The sequence below is a fragment of the Nonomuraea sp. LP-02 genome, assembly GCF_036289125.1.
Taxonomy (GTDB): Bacteria; Actinomycetota; Actinomycetes; order Streptosporangiales; family Streptosporangiaceae; genus Nonomuraea; species Nonomuraea bangladeshensis.
Genome location: NZ_JAXCLK010000001.1, coordinates 5,977,670 through 5,992,991 on the forward strand (window position 1 = coordinate 5,977,670; position 15,322 = coordinate 5,992,991).

A 15,322-nucleotide genomic window follows, 5' to 3' on the forward strand; every position below is an offset into this window, starting at 1 on the left:
CTAGTACGCCCCTTCTCCACGGGTGACGACGGACCAGGTCTTCCACAGGATCTGCAGGTCGAGGATGAGCGACCAGTTCTCGACATAACGCAGGTCGAGCCGTACGGACTCCTCCCACGTCAGGTCGGAACGGCCGCTGACCTGCCAGAGCCCGGTCATTCCCGGCTTGACGACGAGGCGGCGGCGCACGTCGGTGCCGTACTCGGCGACCTCGCGCGGCAGCGGCGGGCGCGGGCCGACGAGCGACATCTCACCGCGCAGGACATTGAGGAGCTGGGGCAGCTCGTCGAGGGAGTATTTCCGGAGGAAAGCGCCTACGGCGGTGATCCTTGGATCGTTCCGCATCTTGAACAGCACGCCGTCGAACTCGTTCGAGTCGAGCAGCGCGTCCTTCAGCCGCTCGGCGTCGGCGACCATCGTCCGGAACTTCACCAGGCGGAACTCCGCGCCGCCCTTGCCGACCCGCGTCTGGTGGAAGAACGCCGGGCCGGGGCTGGTGAGGCGGATCAGCAGCGCGACGCCGAGCAGCGGCAGGGCGAGCAGCAGCAGCGCGAGCGCCGCCACCAGCCGGTCGAAGACGGTCTTGACGAGCTGCTTGGTGCCGTCGAACTCGGGATGCTCCACGTGCAGCAGCGGCATGCCGGCGACCGGCCTGATGCTGATGCGCGGCCCCGCCACGTCGAGCAGCGCCGGCGCGACGAACAGGTCGGTACGCGCGGTCTCCAGGCTCCACGCGAGCCGGCGCAGCGCCGCGCCGTCCAGCTCCGGGCAGGCCAGCACGGCCACGGCGTCGGCGCGCTCCCGCTCGGCCACCCGCGCCACGTCCCCGAACGTGCCGAGCACCGGCACGCCGTCGAGGTCGGCGTCGAGGTCGTGGTCGGGCGGCAGGCACGCGCCCACGACCCGCATGCCGTGGTACGGCTGCCGCCTGAACTGGATCACCAGATCGATGATCGACTCGCGGTGCCCGACCGCGATGACCTGGCGCGTGTAGTCGCCGACGGCCCGCCTGCGGTGCAGGCGCTTGCGCATGCGGAAGCGGAAGCCCAGCGTGGCGGCCAGGGCCAGCGGCAGCATCGCCATCACGAAGCTGCGGGCGATCACGGTCTGCGTGGCGTAGGCCATGATGGCGACGGTGGCCATCAGCCCGACGCCGCCGTTGAAGACGGCCTTGAACTCCTCGGTGCCCTCGCCGTTGGCGCGCTGGCGGTAGGCGCCGCCCATCGCGAGCGCCAGGGGCCAGCCGGCGACCAGGCCGAACCCGAGCAGATACTCCACCCAGGGGACGAACGCCCCGCCCAGCAGCCGTGCGCCCAGCACGCAGACGCAGGCGAGCAGCGCGCACGTCGTGTCCCCGTACAGCAGCAGCCGCAGGTACGCCCGGGTCCAGATGCTGGACGCGCGGCGTGGCGCGGCTTTGAGGAGCACGACAGCGGACTCCCCGGTCCCCACCCTCATAACACCACCCTGTGAACTCCGTGCTCCCTGATAACGTGACGCATCAATCACCACATGGGTTGACAAAACCCCCTCATAAGGGCGGCGGCCCCCACTAAAGATTAAAGATCAGCCCCGACATGGGGAATGGCATCAAACGTCCACAATCGGACGTTTGATGGGGACGCCGAGGGGTTGACGGAACGCTCCATTTGGTGCAGCGGTCCACAAGAGAGATTTAGGAGGTTTACGGCGACATTTCGGCAAATGGTTGCTTAGTGAACCTTCTAGTCGTATTCGAGGTCGGGCAGCGCCGACGGCGGATCCGGGCTGCGCCAGACCACCACGACCCCGTCGTGCGCGGAGTCGGCCGCGAGCGTCAGCCGGTCGAGGTCGAAATCCGGCAAATAGCGCAGGCGGGCGAGAAACGTCGCATCGGTGGCGGAGCGGGGCACGACACAACCCTCGCCGTCGCGATCGAGGAGAACGAAAAGAACGTCCTCGCCGGACTCGGTGACGACACGAACCTCGACGACGTCCTCCCACGCGAGGGCCTCGACGCTCCCGTCCGCGTAGTGACGGGTGACGCCCTCTTCCGTGACATACACGTAAGAGTCCGGCATCGGATTGCCGTGCATGGCCGCGATTCTTGCGAGTTCCATGGCCGTCCCGCAAGGGTTCGCGCGCATTGGCGCATGGAGCGATTTCCTGGCGTCAGGCGCCGCCGCCCCAGGAGTGGCTCAGGTGCGCGGCCACCGCCGCCCTCGCCTCCTCGGCGGTGCCGCCGGCGATGGCGTCCAGCAGGGCTTGGTGCTCGCGGACGAGCACGTCCCGGTCCTCGTACACCTCACGCAGCCGGACCAACCCGAGCCGGGTCTCGGCCGCCAGCACGCCGTAGAGCCGCTCGAGCCGCGGGCTGCCGACGGCCTCGATCAGCGCCTCGTGCAGCGCCATGTGCTCGGCCACGCTCTCCGACCAGAGCGCCTCGGCGGGCAGCGCCGCCATGCGCCGCAGCGCGGCCTCCGCCGCGGGCACCCGCCGGCCGGCCACCGCCTGTGCCATCAGGTCCTCCAGCGGGCGGCGTACGTACATGAGGTCGTCGAGGTCCGCGAGCGTCACCTCGGGGACGTAGGCGCTGCGGTTGCGCTCCCGCCTGAGCAGCCCCTCGTGCACCAGGACGGCCAGCGCCTCGCGGACGGTCGGCCTCGCGACCCCGTAGGAGGCGGCGAGCTCCTGTTCGGGAAGCGGGGTGCCGGGCGCGATCGCACCCGAGAGCACCCTGCTGCGCAGGGCGTCGGCGAGCGCCCCCACGGTGGAGACGGGTTTGAGGGGCATCGTCACGCCTGCGACTCTAACGCCGTTCCCGCACGCCTGGGGCTCCCGCTTCCGCCGGCACGCGGACCTCGGGCCGCGCCGCCTTCTCGGGGATCGCCACCGCGGCCAGGCTGAACGCGAGCAGCACGAGCCCGGCGACCGACACCGGCGCGAGGCGCTCGCCGAGCACCACCACCCCGAGCAGCGCGGCCACGGCGGGCTCGGCCAGCGCGAGCGTGGCCGACGTGGCGACCGGCGTGGTACGCAGCCCCCGCCCGTACAGGAAGTAGGACAGCGCCGTCGTCCCCAGGCCCAGGTAGAGCACCGCGACCAGGCCCCGCGGCTCCCAGCCGACGCCGCCGTGGACGACGAGCACCGGCAGCATGATGAGCGCCGCGCCGCCGAACATGACGCCCATGACCGCGTTCGACTCGCCGCCGTCGCCGATGGCGCGGGCCGCCATGACCGCGTAGAAGGCGTAGAGCAGGCCGCCGAGCAGCGCGAACAGCACCCCGGACACCACCTGCCCAGAGGCCGATCCGCCCGCCGAGCCGACGCCGACGCCCCCGCCGACGATGAGCGCCGCGCAGCCGCAGATCGCCGCCGCCGTGGCCGTGGCCCAGCGGCGGCTCGGCCGCCGCCTGTGCAGCAGCCAGGACAGCAGCCCGGTGAAGACGGGCCCGCTGCCGATCGCCACCACGGTGCCGATCGCGACGCCCGTCCGCGCCACAGCGGCGAAGAAACAGAGCTGGTACGCCGCCACCGCCACGGCCCCGAGCAGCAGCCCCGGGCTCAGCACTCGCCGGATGCCGGACCCGGCCATCAGCGCCAGGGCCGCGCCGCCGATGACGAGCCGTGCGGCGGCGAGCGCGACGCTGTCGGCCGAGACGAGCAGGCCCGCGGTGCCCGCCGTCCCCCAGAGCACGGCGGCGGCGACCACGGCGAAAGGTCCGTTCCTCATGTCCTACATTGTCAGACAGTTAGACAATGAAGTCCAATAAATCATGGGACGAGGTCAGGCGATCTCCTCCAGCAGCCGGTCGATCGTGCGGTTCGCGGCCTCGGCGACCTCGCTCGCGTAGTCGTCGAGGACGGCGAGCGCGTCCCCGACGTCGGGCAGGGTCTTGCGCGGCAGGTCGAGCAGCGTCTCGCTCTCGGCGGTGATCGAGCCCTCGACGTGGAAGACGTCGCCGTGGCCGTCGGCGGCGGCGTCTTCCACGTCGCCGCCCACGGCGACGGAGACCTCGAAGCGCACCTCGCGGCCGTCGGGCAGCACGAAGGCGATGCCGACGCGGACGCCGGCCGGCGGGAAGAAGGTGGAGATGTGCTCGTGCCGGACGAAGGGGTGCCGTAAGTCGGCGAAGATCTCCACCGTCCGGCTCAGGGCCGCCAGGAGGCCGGCCGCGGCCAGACTCTCGCTGTCCACCAGAAAAGGGTAGATCAGCGGCCCCTTTCCCCGCGACCGACGGAGATCACCCGGACTGCACCCGTTGCCCGATGGGGTGGGTGGCCAGGAAGTCCGCCACCATCTGCTGGGACGCGGTCAGGCACCACGCCTCGGTCACGAGCTCGAACAGCTCGTCGGCGTCGATGCGGTCGAGATGCACGACCACCCACCCGAAGCGCCCCGCGGTGAACTGCACCTCGAACACCTCGGGCCGCTCGGCCACCAGCGCGAGCTGCTCCTCGACGGTGGCCTTGAGCCCCACGGTCTCGGTCTTCTCCCACAGGTAGCCGAAGCCCTTGTCGCGCACCTTGATGCCGATCCACTCGCCGCCGTGGTTCAACTTGACCCCGGGCAACTCGTCCAGCATCTGCAGGAACTCATCGACGCTCACACCCATGCCGCCTGTCTACCAGAGCCCGCCGACAACTTCCGTTGCCGGCGGGGGCGGCGCCGGCTCACTCGTAATATCGGACCTCGATGACATTGCCGTCGGGATCGGCGAAATAAATCGCCTCGGGCGCGATTCCGCGGGCGCCGAACGAGTTCGTTCCCGTGCCGGTGACCTCGACCTCGTTCTGTTTGAGCCGCACCTGGAGCGCGTCGAAATCCTCGCGATTGACGGCCAGGCAGAAGTGGTTGAGCGGGTGCCCCGCCGTGCCCCGCACCCCGGTGCCCTCGTCCACGCCTCTGGCGCTCTCGTACGGCATGAGGTCGAGGATCGTCTCGGACGCGACCCGGACGCTCGGGAATCCCGCCCTGCCTTCTCGGAACTCCTCGGCCCGGACCCCGGGCAATCCGACCACCCGCTCGTAGAAGCGCAGCGAGGCGGCCGGGTCGGCGACCCAGCAGACGAGATGGTCCAGGCGTGCCTCCATGAATGAACCTCCTTGCTCCCAATATCGTCTTCCTTATTCACCCTGTCCACCTGCGCGGCGTGAAAATGGCGGCTTAACGCGGCGTTCACGGGAATGACGAAGAAAATTGCCACGCGCGCCGCCCGATGAAGCAATTACCGGCGGCCATGAACACACGTCGATATGTCCTGACCAATATGGCCGCCTATTTACAGCCAGATGTGGCTTCCGAAAGTTTCGGTCGGGCGGCGACCCTCCCATGCCTGCCCGCTGACCTCAGTATGGACGAAGAAACTTTCACTGCCCAGTCCCGAATAAGGCGAGGCCAACCACACGCGCGCCGAAATATTTCAGACAATTATTGACACTTTTCGTACCGCTTCGCACACTGATCGTCGTCCCCCCGGAAGGAGAGCATGGTGATCATCTACTTGGGCCGATCCAGGCTCCGCGCGGCGGTCGTCGTGCTGGCGGCAGCGGCGACGTTCGCGGTCCCCGGAGCGGTGCCGGCGGCGAGCGCCGGCGTTTCCATCGCCGCGGCGGGGGTCGAGGACGAGGGCGCCGGCTGCCCGGTGCCCGGTCTCCCCGACGCGGGATCCCTGCCTGCCGTCTCCCGGCTTCCCGACCCGTTCACGAAGCTCGACGGCACCCGCATCACCACCAGGTCCGACTGGCGGTGCCGCCGGCAGGAGATCAGGAAGCTGGCGGAGAAGTTCGTCTACGGCGAGAAGCCGCCGAAACCGTCCGGCGTGACCGGCACGGTCACCAGCAGCGGCATCACGGTCAACGTCTCACACAACGGCAGGAGCGCCGCCTTCTCCGCGGGCGTGCAGCTCCCGACCAGCGGCGGCTCCGGCCCGTTCCCCGCCGTCGTCGTCCTCGGCGGCCTCGGCGCCGACACCGCCACCATCCGCGCGGCCGGCGCGGCCGTCATCAGCTACGACCCCCTCGCGGTCGGCAGGGAGGGCACGCCCCGCAGCAACAAGCAGGGCGCGTTCTACACCCTCTACGGCGCGACCAGCAGCACCGGCGTCCTGGCCGCCTGGGCCTGGGGCGTGAGCCGGATCATCGACGTCATCGAGCAGTCCGGCGGCTCGATCCTGCGGGCGGACGCGACCGGCGTCACGGGCTGCTCCCGCTACGGCAAGGGCGCCTTCGTGACCGGCGCGTTCGACCAGCGCATCGCGCTGACCATGCCGATCGAGTCCGGCAGCGGCGGCGTCGCGGCCCTCCGCGCGATCCCCGGCGAGAGCGGCGCCCAGCCGCTGAGCAGCGCCTACTCCGAGCAGCCGTGGCTCGGCGACGCCTTCGGCTCCTTCACCGGCAGCCCCGCCCGGCTCCCTGTCGACACGCACGAGATCGTCGGCATGATCGCGCCGCGCGGGCTGTTCATCATGGACAACCCGCACATCGACTGGCTGGCCGCCCGGTCCGCGAGCGTGGCCGCGCTGGGCGGCGCCGAGATCTACAAGGCGCTCGGCGCGGGCGGCAACCTCACGTACTGGTCCGACGTCCAGGACGGCACCCACTGCGCGACCCGGTCCGAATGGCGCACGCCGATGCAGCAGTACATCCAGAAGTTCCTGCTGAACACGGGCAGCTCCACGGGCACGATGCGGATCGCCGCGAGCAAGAGCGGCAACCTGGCCGAGTGGCGCGACTGGGCGACCCCGGCGCTCGGCGACTCCACCTCCGACACCTCGCCGCCGACGGCCCCGTCCGGCCTGGCCGCCTCGGCCACCACGTCCACGGGCACGACCCTGACCTGGACGGCCGCCACGGACGACACCGGCGTCACCGGCTACGACGTCCTGCGCGCGCCGGGCGCGAGCGGCGGCACGTTCGCGCAGGCCGGCACCTCGGCCACGACCTCGTTCAGCGACACCGGCCTGACGCCTGGCACCACCTACCGCTACCAGGTCAGGGCCAGGGACGCGGCGGGCAACACCTCCCCGGTCTCGAACACGGCACAGGTCACGACGCAGCCCGGCTCGTCCACCGGGGGCTGCACGGCCGTGCCGACCGTACAGACACAGTGGGCGACCGGCTACGTCATCCAGCCCCTCACCGTCACCAACACCGGCGCCTCGGCCATGACCGGCTGGACGGTCACCTTCACCCTGCCCGCCGGGCACACCCTGACCGGCTCGTGGAACGGCGCCGTCACCGTCTCCGGCCAGACCGTCACGGTACGGAACGTCGCCCACAACGGCGCCCTCGCCCCGGGGGCCGCCACCGCCACGTTCGGCTTCCAGGCCACCCGGCCGAACGGCGACACCGCCCATCCCTCCGGCTACACCTGCTCCTGACCCCCGCCTGCCCTGTCACCGGGAATGCCGGGGCGTCTCCCGGTGATAGAGCATGCATGACGACTATCGCTTTCATCGGCAGCGGACACATCGGCGGCACCGTCGCCCGGCTCGCCGTCGCGGCCGGTTACGACGTGGTGCTCAGCAATTCACGCGGCCCCGAGACGTTGCGTGACCTCGTCGGGGAGCTCGGCCCGAAGGCGCGGGCGGCCACGGCCGCGGCGGCCGGCGACCTGGTGGTGGTGAGCATCCCGCTGAAGGCGTACCGCGAGGTGCCGGTGGAGCCGCTCGCCGGCAAGACCGTCCTCGACACCAACAACTACTACCCGGAGCGCGACGGGCACTTCCCCGAGCTCGACGACGACTCGACCACGTCGAGCGAGCTGCTCCAGCGGCACCTGCCGGAGTCGCGGGTGGTCAAGGTCTTCAACAACATCTTCTTCCGGCACCTCGGGGCGCTGGCCCGGCCCGCCGGCGCCGCCGACCGCAGCGCCCTGGCGATCGCCGGCGACGACCCGGCGGCCAAGGAGGAGGCGGCCGCGTTCCTCGACGCGATCGGCTACGACGCCGTGGACGCGGGGGCCCTGGCGGAGGGCCGGCGGTTCCAGCCGGGCACCCCCGTCTACGGCGGCCCGTACGCGGGTGACGCCGCCAACTTCTGGGAGTCGCCGGGCGTGCCGGCCTCCGCCGAGACCATCCGATCCGGGCTGACCGCCGCCGGCCACTGAGGCGCCGGCAGCCCGTACGATGGCGCGATGACCACTCAGGTGATCGTTCTCAACGGCGGCTCCAGCTCGGGCAAGACCACGATCGGGCGGTCGCTGCAGGCGGTCCTGCCGGACCCGTGGCTGTTCTTCTCGGTCGACACCATGGTCGAGGCGCTGCCCCCCGCCCTGCGGGACTCCGACGCGGGCGTCTCTTTCGCCCCCGACGGCAGCGTGGTCGTCGGACCGGAGTTCAAGATCCTCGACGGCGCGTGGACGGCGGGCATCGCCGCGATGGCCCGCGCGGGGGCCCGGGTCGTCGTGGACGACGTGTTCATCGGCGGCCCGGACTCCCAGGAGCGGTGGCGGCAGGCCCTCGCCGGGCTCGGCGTGCTGTGGGTCGGCGTACGGTGCGACCCCGCGGTCGCCGCGGCCCGCGAGGCGGCGCGCGGCGACCGCCCCGCGGGCATGGCCGCGTCCCAGGCGACGACGGTCCACCAGGGCGTGTCGTACGACCTGGAGATCGACACCTCCCGGATGGACCCGCTGGACTGCGCCCGCGCCGTCGCCGCCCACCTCGCGTGACCTGGCAGGACCTGTTCAGAGCTGCTGGGTGAGGTTGATCAGGTTGCCGTCCGGGTCGGTGATGTGGGCGACCCGGTGGCCCCACGGCATGTCGTTGGCCGGGCCGCCCACCTTCCCGCCGGCCGGCTCCACCCGCGGCAGCAGCTCGTCGACGTCGGGGACGAACACCGCCACGATGACCCGGCCCGGCGGGACCTCGGCCCCCGGCCCGTAGGCGACCAGCCCCAGGCCGGCGCCGCCGATCCGGAGGTCCACGGAGAACGGCCCGTCGTCGCCCGGCACGCTCATGCGCTCCTCCGCACCGAACAGCTCGACGTAGAAGGACCTCGACCGCTCAAGGTCGGCGGTGCACAGGATGGGCTGGATGGCGTACGGGCTCGGCTGAGTACTCATGCCCTCTTAGACCGGCTACGACCCCGGAAATCATCGCTCAACGTTCGTAGAGGTTCCAGGCCGTCGGCGTCAGCTCGCAGTAGTACCAGTCTCCGGCGTGCCCTTCCGCCTCGGCCTTCCTGTCCTCGAAGTAGCCCTCCACGGCCAGGCAGAACTGCCTGCCGTACTCGCTGGGCGGGAAGGTGCTGATCAGCGTCGCCGCCTGGGCGGGGGCGGCAAGCAGGCCGGCGCCGGCGGCGACGACGGCCGCGACGACGGCGATGCGCGCTCTGAGTCTCACGGTTCGGCTCCCATCGATCAGATCCGGGGCGAGTCCTAAGCGGCTCGGCGGCCGCACCGCCGACGGTAGGGCCGGCGGCCGATCATTCCCTGGACCTGCCGAACCTGGGTCTGCCAGACCCACCGAAAAGCCGCGCCAGTGCGCTAGGGGGCCCGAAAATCAGGTGTGGTGAAAGCGCCCTCACGGGACGGCTGTGCTGCAAAATTCAACCATGGTCGACGAGCGGGCACCGGCCCGGGAGCTCGGGATGTTCCTCCGCTCCCGGCGCGAGAGGACCACCCCGCAGGACCTCGGGCTGGAGCCCGGCCCGAGGCGGAAGGTCGAGGGACTGCGGCGCGAGGAGGTCGCGGCCCTCGCCGGACTGAGCACCGACTACTACCAGCGCCTGGAACAGGGCAGGAACGTACGCCCCTCCGACACGGTGCTGAGCTCGATCGCCGACGTGCTCGGCCTGGACGAGGTCGAACGACGCCACCTGACGAGACTGGCGCAGCTGACCCGCGGGCCACGACCACCGGCCGGCCGCGCCGCGGACCGGGTGCCCAGGAACGCCAGGCTGCTGCTGACGGCGATCGACCTGCCGGCGTTCGTGGCCACCCGGCACCTCGACCTGCTCGCCTGGAACGACCTGGCCGCGGCGCTGCTCGGCGACCCCCGCAAGCTGCCGCCGGACCGGCGCAACGTGCTCCTCACGCTGTTCGACGAGGACTTCCAGCCGCAGTGCCCGTACTGGGAGGCCACGGCGCTCGACTACATCGGCATCCTGCGCGCCGCCGTCTCCGCCGACCCCGATCATCCCCGAGGGATCGCGGTCCTGGACGAGCTGAGCGTCAGCAGCCCCAGCTTCCGCCGGCTGTGGGCACGGCACGACGTCAGGGAAGGCGTCCACGGCGCCAAGACCTTCCGGCACCCACGCGTCGGCGACATCGCCGTCGAATGGGACGCCTACCCACTCCAACCTCCGCCCGGCCCCCTACTGGTCGTCTACACCCCCAAGGCCGGCCACGAGGACCGGCTACACCTCCTGAAAGCCGTCACAGACACCGGCGAGCCCCACGAACCGAGCCACCGCGCCGCCCTTCCGGAGGATCAGGTGCCACCGTTGCGACGAAGGTAGGGCCCGAAAGTCGAGCCGCTACATGGCAGACGCATTCCTGTCACGCTCAAAGCGTCCACGATGTTCCCGGCAGCGACTTCGCTCAGCTTTCCATCCTGAACCGCAGAGGCAAGAAGCCATACGGTGCCGTGGACCTCCAGGCCATGAGCCCGCCCCACCGCCACGGCTTCCCGATCGTCGGTGATGGCGATCCCCCCGTACAGTTCGGTCGCGGAGAACACACTGGCCTCCCCCAGATCGCGCTCCGAAGATCCGATGCGCTGCACCCACTTGGCGAAACACTTGATCTCTTCCAGAGAATCGAGCCTTGCCAGCCCAAGCCAGTCCGCGTCGAGCACGGCCTGCAGGAGCGGGTATGCCTCCACTCCCGCTCGTATCTCTTCCCGCACCACATGAGTGGTCAGGCACGCGGTGCCGACCAGAAGATCACGCAGCACGTCCAAGCGCTCCGCGCGAGCGAAATGAGAAAGGCACATGGCGTCGAACACCAAGAGAGGGTCCGGCTCAGCGCTGCTCACAGGTCGAGGTCCCCATCATCACGCGCCGGCAGATCGGCGGCCACGATCTGACCGCGCATGAGTTCGACCGCCCGAGATTCCGTTATGAGCGACCTCTTGTAGCACTCCATCACCGCATGCGCGAAGCGGGGAGGCACCCGAACCGTTTCCAGATCGGGTTGAGGCGCCCACCCCACCGCTTCCATCAGTTCCCCGCGTGTCGGGTTTCTCCGGCGTAGTTCTCTGGCGGCGCTCCTGTCGATGACTTCGGCTACGACGGCTTGTCGTACGGTCAATGACCAGGAGGTTCTGAAGCGCGCGGCCAAGACCACCAAATCCTCGCGCTTCGCCCTCTCACCCGAGGCAGCGACGCTGCGAACTGCTGATACCGGGAGAAGAAGCTCCGCGGCGAACGCATCGATGATCGATTCTCTTTCGCCACGAGAAACATGGATGCCTATGTCTGTGGAGTACTCGTCACCGACGACCAGATGCCCCAGCTCATGAGCGGCGGTCGCGCGCCGGCGGCCGGGATCGCCATGCCTGCTGACGACGGCCACGGCGAGATCGTCCTCGATCAGTGAGGCGCCATCGCCCGGTACCTCGACCACCGCGACCAGCTGCCCGAGCCGTTCACAGACACCCATGAGCGAATCGATGGGCTCATTGCCGTGACCGAGGCGCTCGCGTACCCAGGCGGCGGCACGCCTGGCGCTCAGCGCGTCGCGCACGTCCTCCGGGCAGCGTTCGATCCGAGGAGGATCAAACGCCCCCATCTCGACAAGCTGCCGGATGTCGGCCAACCACGTCGAGAGAGCCACTTCCAGCCGATGAGATGCGCGCGTCGCATCCGTCATGGTGTCGTCGGTCAGCTCTGCTCGGCGGGACACGACCGATGGCGGCGGATCAAGGAAATATCCCAAAGGCACCTGAAGAACCGCTGACAGCTTGGCGAGTTCGAGCGCGTCGACACGGCGAATGCCTCGCTCGATCTTCGCAATCATGGTCCGGTCGAGCTTCAGCGCCGACGCCAGCTCCTCCTGGGACATGTCGGCAGCCATACGGCACTCCCGCACCCGCTCACCGATGTCCAGCCACTCTCCCGGCTCCTTCATAGTGCGATAATCGCACGAGCGCCAGGAGCATGCGAGGCGGAAAGCCGAATCTTGACCATTGTCACGATGCCCGCCTTCCGTACCCTTGCCATGCCTAGTAGATCGGCCCCTTCGCCTGCGCGGCCACCTCCGGCGCCATGTTCTTTGCCGGCGTCTCACTCGCCCATCTTTGGTTTCGGCGCAGAAACTGTCTCACTCGGCTGATTCCATCTCCTCGACGAGGACGGGCGCGACCTGGAACGAAGACGAGAGGAAGTCTTTCGTGGCGAAGCTGATCAAGAGCCTGGTGGACGACATCGAGACCGATCTCGGGTCGTGCCTCGTGGCAGATCTGGCCGCCCTGCACGGACAGGACCAGGCTCCGTGGGATGGCGCCTGGTCGGCGACGGCGACCATTCCAGGGGCCGCCATCGGCCGTAACGGCCTGGTGCTGGAGACGGTGCGGCGTACTCCGGCGTACATCCGCTTCGAGCTGTGGACCGGCGAGCCTCCTCTGCCGGAACCGGTCTGGGAAGACTCGTGGACCGGGGAGATCTATCTGCGGTCAGGCAGGATCAAGCTCCAGGACTACTACGAGGAAGGCTACGAACAGCAGGTTTTCGACCTGGGTCAACCCGACTCCGTGTGGGCGGCTCGTGTGCAGCACAAGCGTCTGGACAACGACAGTGAGCCGGATTTCCCTCGCGACATGTACCAGGTGGACATCTACCGGCTTCAGTTCTGGCGGTGACGCAGGTAGCGCCATCCCAGCACCCCGTACCAGATCATGACCGGCAGGTGGAGTGCGTACCCGAGCTGTTCCAGCGCCGCCGTCGGCCCGGCGGTCCCGGTCGTCCACGGAAGCACGACCGCGGCGGCGCCCGAGAGCGCGGCGACCGCACCGGCGACGCGCAGCCCGGCCGGCAGCGGGACGCCGGCCGCCGCCGCGGCGGTGGCGGCGACCCACAGCAGCCCGGCCAGGTTGACCGTCCATTTGGCGGTGAGCAGCACCGCCCAGGCCGCGGTGGCGACCGCCGGGGCGATGGGGCGGGCGGCCAGCTGGGTCAGCGCCAGGTTCCCCGCGTCGTGAAGCAGGCCGGCCAGCCCGGCGGCGGCCAGCAGCCCGCCGGCCAGTGTCACCAGGTGCGGTCCGGGCGCCCGGGCGGAGCGAGCGGCCATCACGAGCCCGGCCGCGGTCAGTGCCAGCCAGCCCAGTACGTCGAAGGCCAGCTCGGTCAGATGCAGCCCTGGCTGCCGGCGCACCGCGGCCAGCGCGGCACCGGGGTCGGCCGAATTCAGGGTCAACCCCGATGGCACCACGATGGCCGCACCGGCGATCATGGCCACCAACGAGGTCAACAGCAGGACACCGGTGAGCCGGTTCCGAGGGTTCGCGTCGGTCATGGACGGTGACGGTAGGACCTTGCCGCAGGGACAAAGTCAACCTGCCACGGAGAGGAGCCAGGATGTGGCGGATCGGGCAGCTGGCGCGGATGGTCGGCGTATCCGAGCGAACCCTGCGCCATTACGACAAGATCGGACTGCTGCCGCCGGCCGCGGTGGACCAGTCCACCGGCTATCGCCGCTATGGTGTGGCCGAGTTGTCGCGGTTGGAACGCATCCGCGGCCTGCAGCGCCTCGGCCTGCCGTTACGCCAGATCGCTGACCTGCTGGACGCTCCCGAGGACCAGTTGCGACAGGCCCTGGCCGAGATCGTGACGGGCATCAGGCGTGACATCGCCGTCCTCGCCGCCGCCGCGGCTCACGCCGAGGACCGCCTGACCATGCCGATGTCGATCCTGCCCCAGGAAACCACGCTGGGCTCGCGCCGCCTGCGGGTCCGCCGGGTGCGCCTCGCCCACCCGTCCGAGCTCGCCGCGCTGTGCCCGGCGCCGCCGGCGACCTTGCTGACCTGGCTGCGCGGGGAGCCGACCGGCGGGTTCACGGCTGCGGTGAGCACCGATCGTCAGGACGGCGAGCAGCTCACCCTGCCCGCGCGCGCCGCCGTACGAGCCGTCGTTCCGCCCTCGGCGGACGTGGTCCGCGCCGGGCAGGACCTGTTCGGCTGGCTGCGCCGCCACCACCTGGCCATCACCGGCCCTACGGTGGAAGAGCACCTCGTCGACGCGGACGGCGCCCACGCCGTCGTGCTCGAGGTGTCCGTTCACTCCCGACGGCGCTCACCGTCCTGAGCGGCCTGGCCCGAACGCCTCCTCGACGGATCCGTGCTCAGTCGGCACCCGGGCGGACGATCATCAAGACGACGACGGCGGCCCAGAGCAGGTTGTAGATCCCGGCGAGCATGGACAGCCTGCGCAGGGACGCGGCGTCGCCCGGCTCGGCCAGCGCGGCCCGCTGCCGGGGGTAGATCTGCAGGGCGAGCAGACCGCCCGCGGCGGCGGTCAGGAGCATCGAGACATTGACCCAGATCTCGCCCATCCGCCCCTGGACCAGGGCCAGCACGACGCCGACGACCGGTACGACGATGCCGAAGAGGCTGTAGCCGCGGGTGATGCGGTGCATCGCCAGCGCCACTGCCCGATTGCGGTCCGGCTCGGCCTGGGACGACGCGGCCTCAGGTACGCCTCCGGCGGGAACTCCGGCCGCCAGGGGCACGTAACGGGGAAACAGGCTGGCCGCGACGGCCGAACCCCCGACGAACACGATGCCCGCCAGTACGTGCACCGACAACAAAAGTGCTTCCACAAGCTCTCCTCCCCAACCTTCAGGCAGCCTGAAGCATAGCTCATCCTTCAGTCCCCTTGAAGGTTGGGAAGGCAGCCTCCGGCCGGACCTGGATGCGAATCCGGGGGCCGGCCGCGATCCGGCCCGGGAATCAGGCGGGATCGCCGCCGGAGAAGGCGGCGCGGACGGCGTCGGCGATCTGCCGCTGGATCGGGTCCGCGTCCGGGCCGAACAGCCGCTCGTCGACGCCGCTCACCGCCTCCTTAGCCGCCTTGAGCAGCCGCGCGCCCTCCGGCGTCACCTCGATCGCGGACGCCGAGCCGGCCCGGGCGGTATTGTCGCGCACCAGTCCGGCCCCGGCCAGCGTCTTGACGGCCGCGTGAACGCTCTGAACCGTGGTCCCGGACATGCGCGCCAGATCGCTGAACGAGACGCCCGGCACACCGGCGATGTGTCCGAGCAGCCCCAGCCTGCTCACCGTGAGGTCGAGCGGGGAGAGGGCGGCATTGAGCTCGGTCTCGATCCGGCGGGCCAGCGTGAGCAGGATGATGGAAGGGCTGGTCACGGGCGCGTCGGGACGGTCGTCGGTCACCAGCCCAGTTTCCC

At 70.2% G+C, this 15,322-nt stretch carries 20 protein-coding genes; 6 read left to right on the plus strand and 14 right to left on the minus strand.

The window, feature by feature from the left end; translation table 11 throughout:
- The 7 genes from SMD20_RS28015 to SMD20_RS28045 form a co-directional block, all read right to left on the minus strand.
- The gene (locus SMD20_RS28015; protein ID WP_329586729.1) at positions 1 to 1,458 is read right to left on the minus strand and encodes a sugar transferase; all 1,458 of its coding nucleotides are present in this window, start codon (positions 1,456 to 1,458) and stop codon (positions 1 to 3) included.
- A 266-nt stretch (positions 1,459 to 1,724) separates the two neighbouring features.
- Positions 1,725 to 2,075, minus strand: coding sequence for a hypothetical protein (locus SMD20_RS28020; RefSeq protein WP_329586731.1), 351 nt, complete (start codon positions 2,073 to 2,075; stop codon positions 1,725 to 1,727).
- Positions 2,076 to 2,151: 76 nt separating this feature from the next.
- A complete protein-coding gene (locus tag SMD20_RS28025) occupies positions 2,152 to 2,772 on the minus strand; it encodes a GntR family transcriptional regulator (RefSeq protein ID WP_329592687.1) in 621 nt (206 codons plus the stop codon).
- A 16-nt stretch (positions 2,773 to 2,788) separates the two neighbouring features.
- The gene (locus SMD20_RS28030) at positions 2,789 to 3,712 is read right to left on the minus strand and encodes a DMT family transporter (RefSeq protein WP_329586734.1); all 924 of its coding nucleotides are present in this window, start codon (positions 3,710 to 3,712) and stop codon (positions 2,789 to 2,791) included.
- A 54-nt stretch (positions 3,713 to 3,766) separates the two neighbouring features.
- Positions 3,767 to 4,177: a hypothetical protein gene (locus SMD20_RS28035; RefSeq protein WP_329586736.1), complete on the minus strand. Its 411-nt coding sequence runs from the start codon at positions 4,175 to 4,177 to the stop codon at positions 3,767 to 3,769.
- A gap of 46 nt (positions 4,178 to 4,223) precedes the next feature.
- Positions 4,224 to 4,595, minus strand: coding sequence for an MmcQ/YjbR family DNA-binding protein (locus SMD20_RS28040; protein WP_329586738.1), 372 nt, complete (start codon positions 4,593 to 4,595; stop codon positions 4,224 to 4,226).
- Between the two features lie 58 nt (positions 4,596 to 4,653).
- Positions 4,654 to 5,073: a VOC family protein gene (locus tag SMD20_RS28045; RefSeq protein ID WP_329586741.1), complete on the minus strand. Its 420-nt coding sequence runs from the start codon at positions 5,071 to 5,073 to the stop codon at positions 4,654 to 4,656.
- Positions 5,074 to 5,468: 395 nt separating this feature from the next.
- On the opposite strand from SMD20_RS28045, the gene SMD20_RS28050 reads away from it, so the two are divergent.
- The 3 genes from SMD20_RS28050 to cpt are packed head-to-tail and all read left to right on the plus strand — an operon-like array spanning position 5,469 to position 8,650.
- Positions 5,469 to 7,361 carry a glucuronyl esterase domain-containing protein gene (locus SMD20_RS28050; protein ID WP_329586744.1) on the plus strand — a complete coding sequence of 631 codons (1,893 nt, stop codon included), beginning with the start codon at positions 5,469 to 5,471 and terminating at the stop codon, positions 7,359 to 7,361.
- A 56-nt stretch (positions 7,362 to 7,417) separates the two neighbouring features.
- Positions 7,418 to 8,089 carry an NADPH-dependent F420 reductase gene (locus tag SMD20_RS28055; protein ID WP_329586746.1) on the plus strand — a complete coding sequence of 224 codons (672 nt, stop codon included), beginning with the start codon at positions 7,418 to 7,420 and terminating at the stop codon, positions 8,087 to 8,089.
- A 27-nt stretch (positions 8,090 to 8,116) separates the two neighbouring features.
- A complete protein-coding gene (cpt, locus tag SMD20_RS28060) occupies positions 8,117 to 8,650 on the plus strand; it encodes a chloramphenicol phosphotransferase CPT (protein WP_329586748.1) in 534 nt (177 codons plus the stop codon).
- A gap of 15 nt (positions 8,651 to 8,665) precedes the next feature.
- On the opposite strand, the gene SMD20_RS28065 is transcribed toward cpt, so the two are convergent.
- Positions 8,666 to 9,043: a glyoxalase superfamily protein gene (locus SMD20_RS28065; RefSeq protein ID WP_329586751.1), complete on the minus strand. Its 378-nt coding sequence runs from the start codon at positions 9,041 to 9,043 to the stop codon at positions 8,666 to 8,668.
- 37 nt (positions 9,044 to 9,080) lie between these two features.
- Positions 9,081 to 9,323: a hypothetical protein gene (locus SMD20_RS28070; protein WP_329586754.1), complete on the minus strand. Its 243-nt coding sequence runs from the start codon at positions 9,321 to 9,323 to the stop codon at positions 9,081 to 9,083.
- A 211-nt stretch (positions 9,324 to 9,534) separates the two neighbouring features.
- Between SMD20_RS28070 and SMD20_RS28075 the strand changes: the two genes are divergently transcribed.
- Positions 9,535 to 10,440, plus strand: coding sequence for a helix-turn-helix transcriptional regulator (locus SMD20_RS28075; protein WP_329586756.1), 906 nt, complete (start codon positions 9,535 to 9,537; stop codon positions 10,438 to 10,440).
- Here SMD20_RS28075 and SMD20_RS28080 read toward each other — a convergent pair.
- Complete coding sequence (locus tag SMD20_RS28080) at positions 10,413 to 10,928, minus strand: hypothetical protein (protein WP_329586759.1); 516 nt, start codon at positions 10,926 to 10,928, stop codon at positions 10,413 to 10,415. The genes SMD20_RS28075 and SMD20_RS28080 overlap by 28 nt on opposite strands.
- Before the next feature lie 26 nt (positions 10,929 to 10,954).
- Positions 10,955 to 12,052 carry a helix-turn-helix domain-containing protein gene (locus tag SMD20_RS28085; protein WP_329586761.1) on the minus strand — a complete coding sequence of 366 codons (1,098 nt, stop codon included), beginning with the start codon at positions 12,050 to 12,052 and terminating at the stop codon, positions 10,955 to 10,957.
- Between the two features lie 262 nt (positions 12,053 to 12,314).
- Between SMD20_RS28085 and SMD20_RS28090 the strand changes: the two genes are divergently transcribed.
- Positions 12,315 to 12,782: a hypothetical protein gene (locus tag SMD20_RS28090; protein ID WP_329586763.1), complete on the plus strand. Its 468-nt coding sequence runs from the start codon at positions 12,315 to 12,317 to the stop codon at positions 12,780 to 12,782.
- On the opposite strand, the gene SMD20_RS28095 is transcribed toward SMD20_RS28090, so the two are convergent.
- Positions 12,767 to 13,435: a hypothetical protein gene (locus SMD20_RS28095; RefSeq protein WP_329586766.1), complete on the minus strand. Its 669-nt coding sequence runs from the start codon at positions 13,433 to 13,435 to the stop codon at positions 12,767 to 12,769. The two genes, SMD20_RS28090 and SMD20_RS28095, sit on opposite strands and share 16 nt — an antisense overlap.
- A gap of 62 nt (positions 13,436 to 13,497) precedes the next feature.
- Here SMD20_RS28095 and SMD20_RS28100 point away from each other — a divergent pair, with 62 nt between their 5' ends.
- Positions 13,498 to 14,223, plus strand: coding sequence for a MerR family transcriptional regulator (locus SMD20_RS28100; RefSeq protein ID WP_329586768.1), 726 nt, complete (start codon positions 13,498 to 13,500; stop codon positions 14,221 to 14,223).
- A gap of 37 nt (positions 14,224 to 14,260) precedes the next feature.
- Here SMD20_RS28100 and SMD20_RS28105 read toward each other — a convergent pair whose 3' ends face one another.
- Both SMD20_RS28105 and SMD20_RS28110 read right to left on the minus strand, forming a co-directional pair.
- Positions 14,261 to 14,737 (minus strand): hypothetical protein, encoded by a 477-nt coding sequence (locus SMD20_RS28105; protein ID WP_329586770.1) that lies wholly within the window; start codon positions 14,735 to 14,737, stop codon positions 14,261 to 14,263.
- A 130-nt stretch (positions 14,738 to 14,867) separates the two neighbouring features.
- The gene (locus SMD20_RS28110) at positions 14,868 to 15,311 is read right to left on the minus strand and encodes a MarR family winged helix-turn-helix transcriptional regulator (RefSeq protein WP_329592689.1); all 444 of its coding nucleotides are present in this window, start codon (positions 15,309 to 15,311) and stop codon (positions 14,868 to 14,870) included.
- Positions 15,312 to 15,322 lie beyond the last annotated feature (11 nt).

What these genes read in the sequence shown, in the direction of transcription:
- SMD20_RS28015 (WP_329586729.1), bottom strand. Translation starts at nt 1,458, where the DNA reads ATGAGGGTGGGGACCGGGGAGTCCGCTGTCGTGCTCCTCAAAGCCGCG.
- SMD20_RS28020 (WP_329586731.1), bottom strand. Translation starts at nt 2,075, where the DNA reads ATGCACGGCAATCCGATGCCGGACTCTTACGTGTATGTCACGGAAGAG.
- SMD20_RS28025 (WP_329592687.1), bottom strand. Translation starts at nt 2,772, where the DNA reads ATGCCCCTCAAACCCGTCTCCACCGTGGGGGCGCTCGCCGACGCCCTG.
- SMD20_RS28030 (WP_329586734.1), bottom strand. Translation starts at nt 3,712, where the DNA reads ATGAGGAACGGACCTTTCGCCGTGGTCGCCGCCGCCGTGCTCTGGGGG.
- SMD20_RS28040 (WP_329586738.1), bottom strand. Translation starts at nt 4,595, where the DNA reads ATGGGTGTGAGCGTCGATGAGTTCCTGCAGATGCTGGACGAGTTGCCC.
- SMD20_RS28045 (WP_329586741.1), bottom strand. Translation starts at nt 5,073, where the DNA reads ATGGAGGCACGCCTGGACCATCTCGTCTGCTGGGTCGCCGACCCGGCC.
- SMD20_RS28050 (WP_329586744.1), top strand. Translation starts at nt 5,469, where the DNA reads ATGGTGATCATCTACTTGGGCCGATCCAGGCTCCGCGCGGCGGTCGTC.
- SMD20_RS28055 (WP_329586746.1), top strand. Translation starts at nt 7,418, where the DNA reads ATGACGACTATCGCTTTCATCGGCAGCGGACACATCGGCGGCACCGTC.
- cpt (WP_329586748.1), top strand. Translation starts at nt 8,117, where the DNA reads ATGACCACTCAGGTGATCGTTCTCAACGGCGGCTCCAGCTCGGGCAAG.
- SMD20_RS28065 (WP_329586751.1), bottom strand. Translation starts at nt 9,043, where the DNA reads ATGAGTACTCAGCCGAGCCCGTACGCCATCCAGCCCATCCTGTGCACC.
- SMD20_RS28075 (WP_329586756.1), top strand. Translation starts at nt 9,535, where the DNA reads ATGGTCGACGAGCGGGCACCGGCCCGGGAGCTCGGGATGTTCCTCCGC.
- SMD20_RS28085 (WP_329586761.1), bottom strand. Translation starts at nt 12,052, where the DNA reads ATGAAGGAGCCGGGAGAGTGGCTGGACATCGGTGAGCGGGTGCGGGAG.
- SMD20_RS28095 (WP_329586766.1), bottom strand. Translation starts at nt 13,435, where the DNA reads ATGACCGACGCGAACCCTCGGAACCGGCTCACCGGTGTCCTGCTGTTG.
- SMD20_RS28100 (WP_329586768.1), top strand. Translation starts at nt 13,498, where the DNA reads ATGTGGCGGATCGGGCAGCTGGCGCGGATGGTCGGCGTATCCGAGCGA.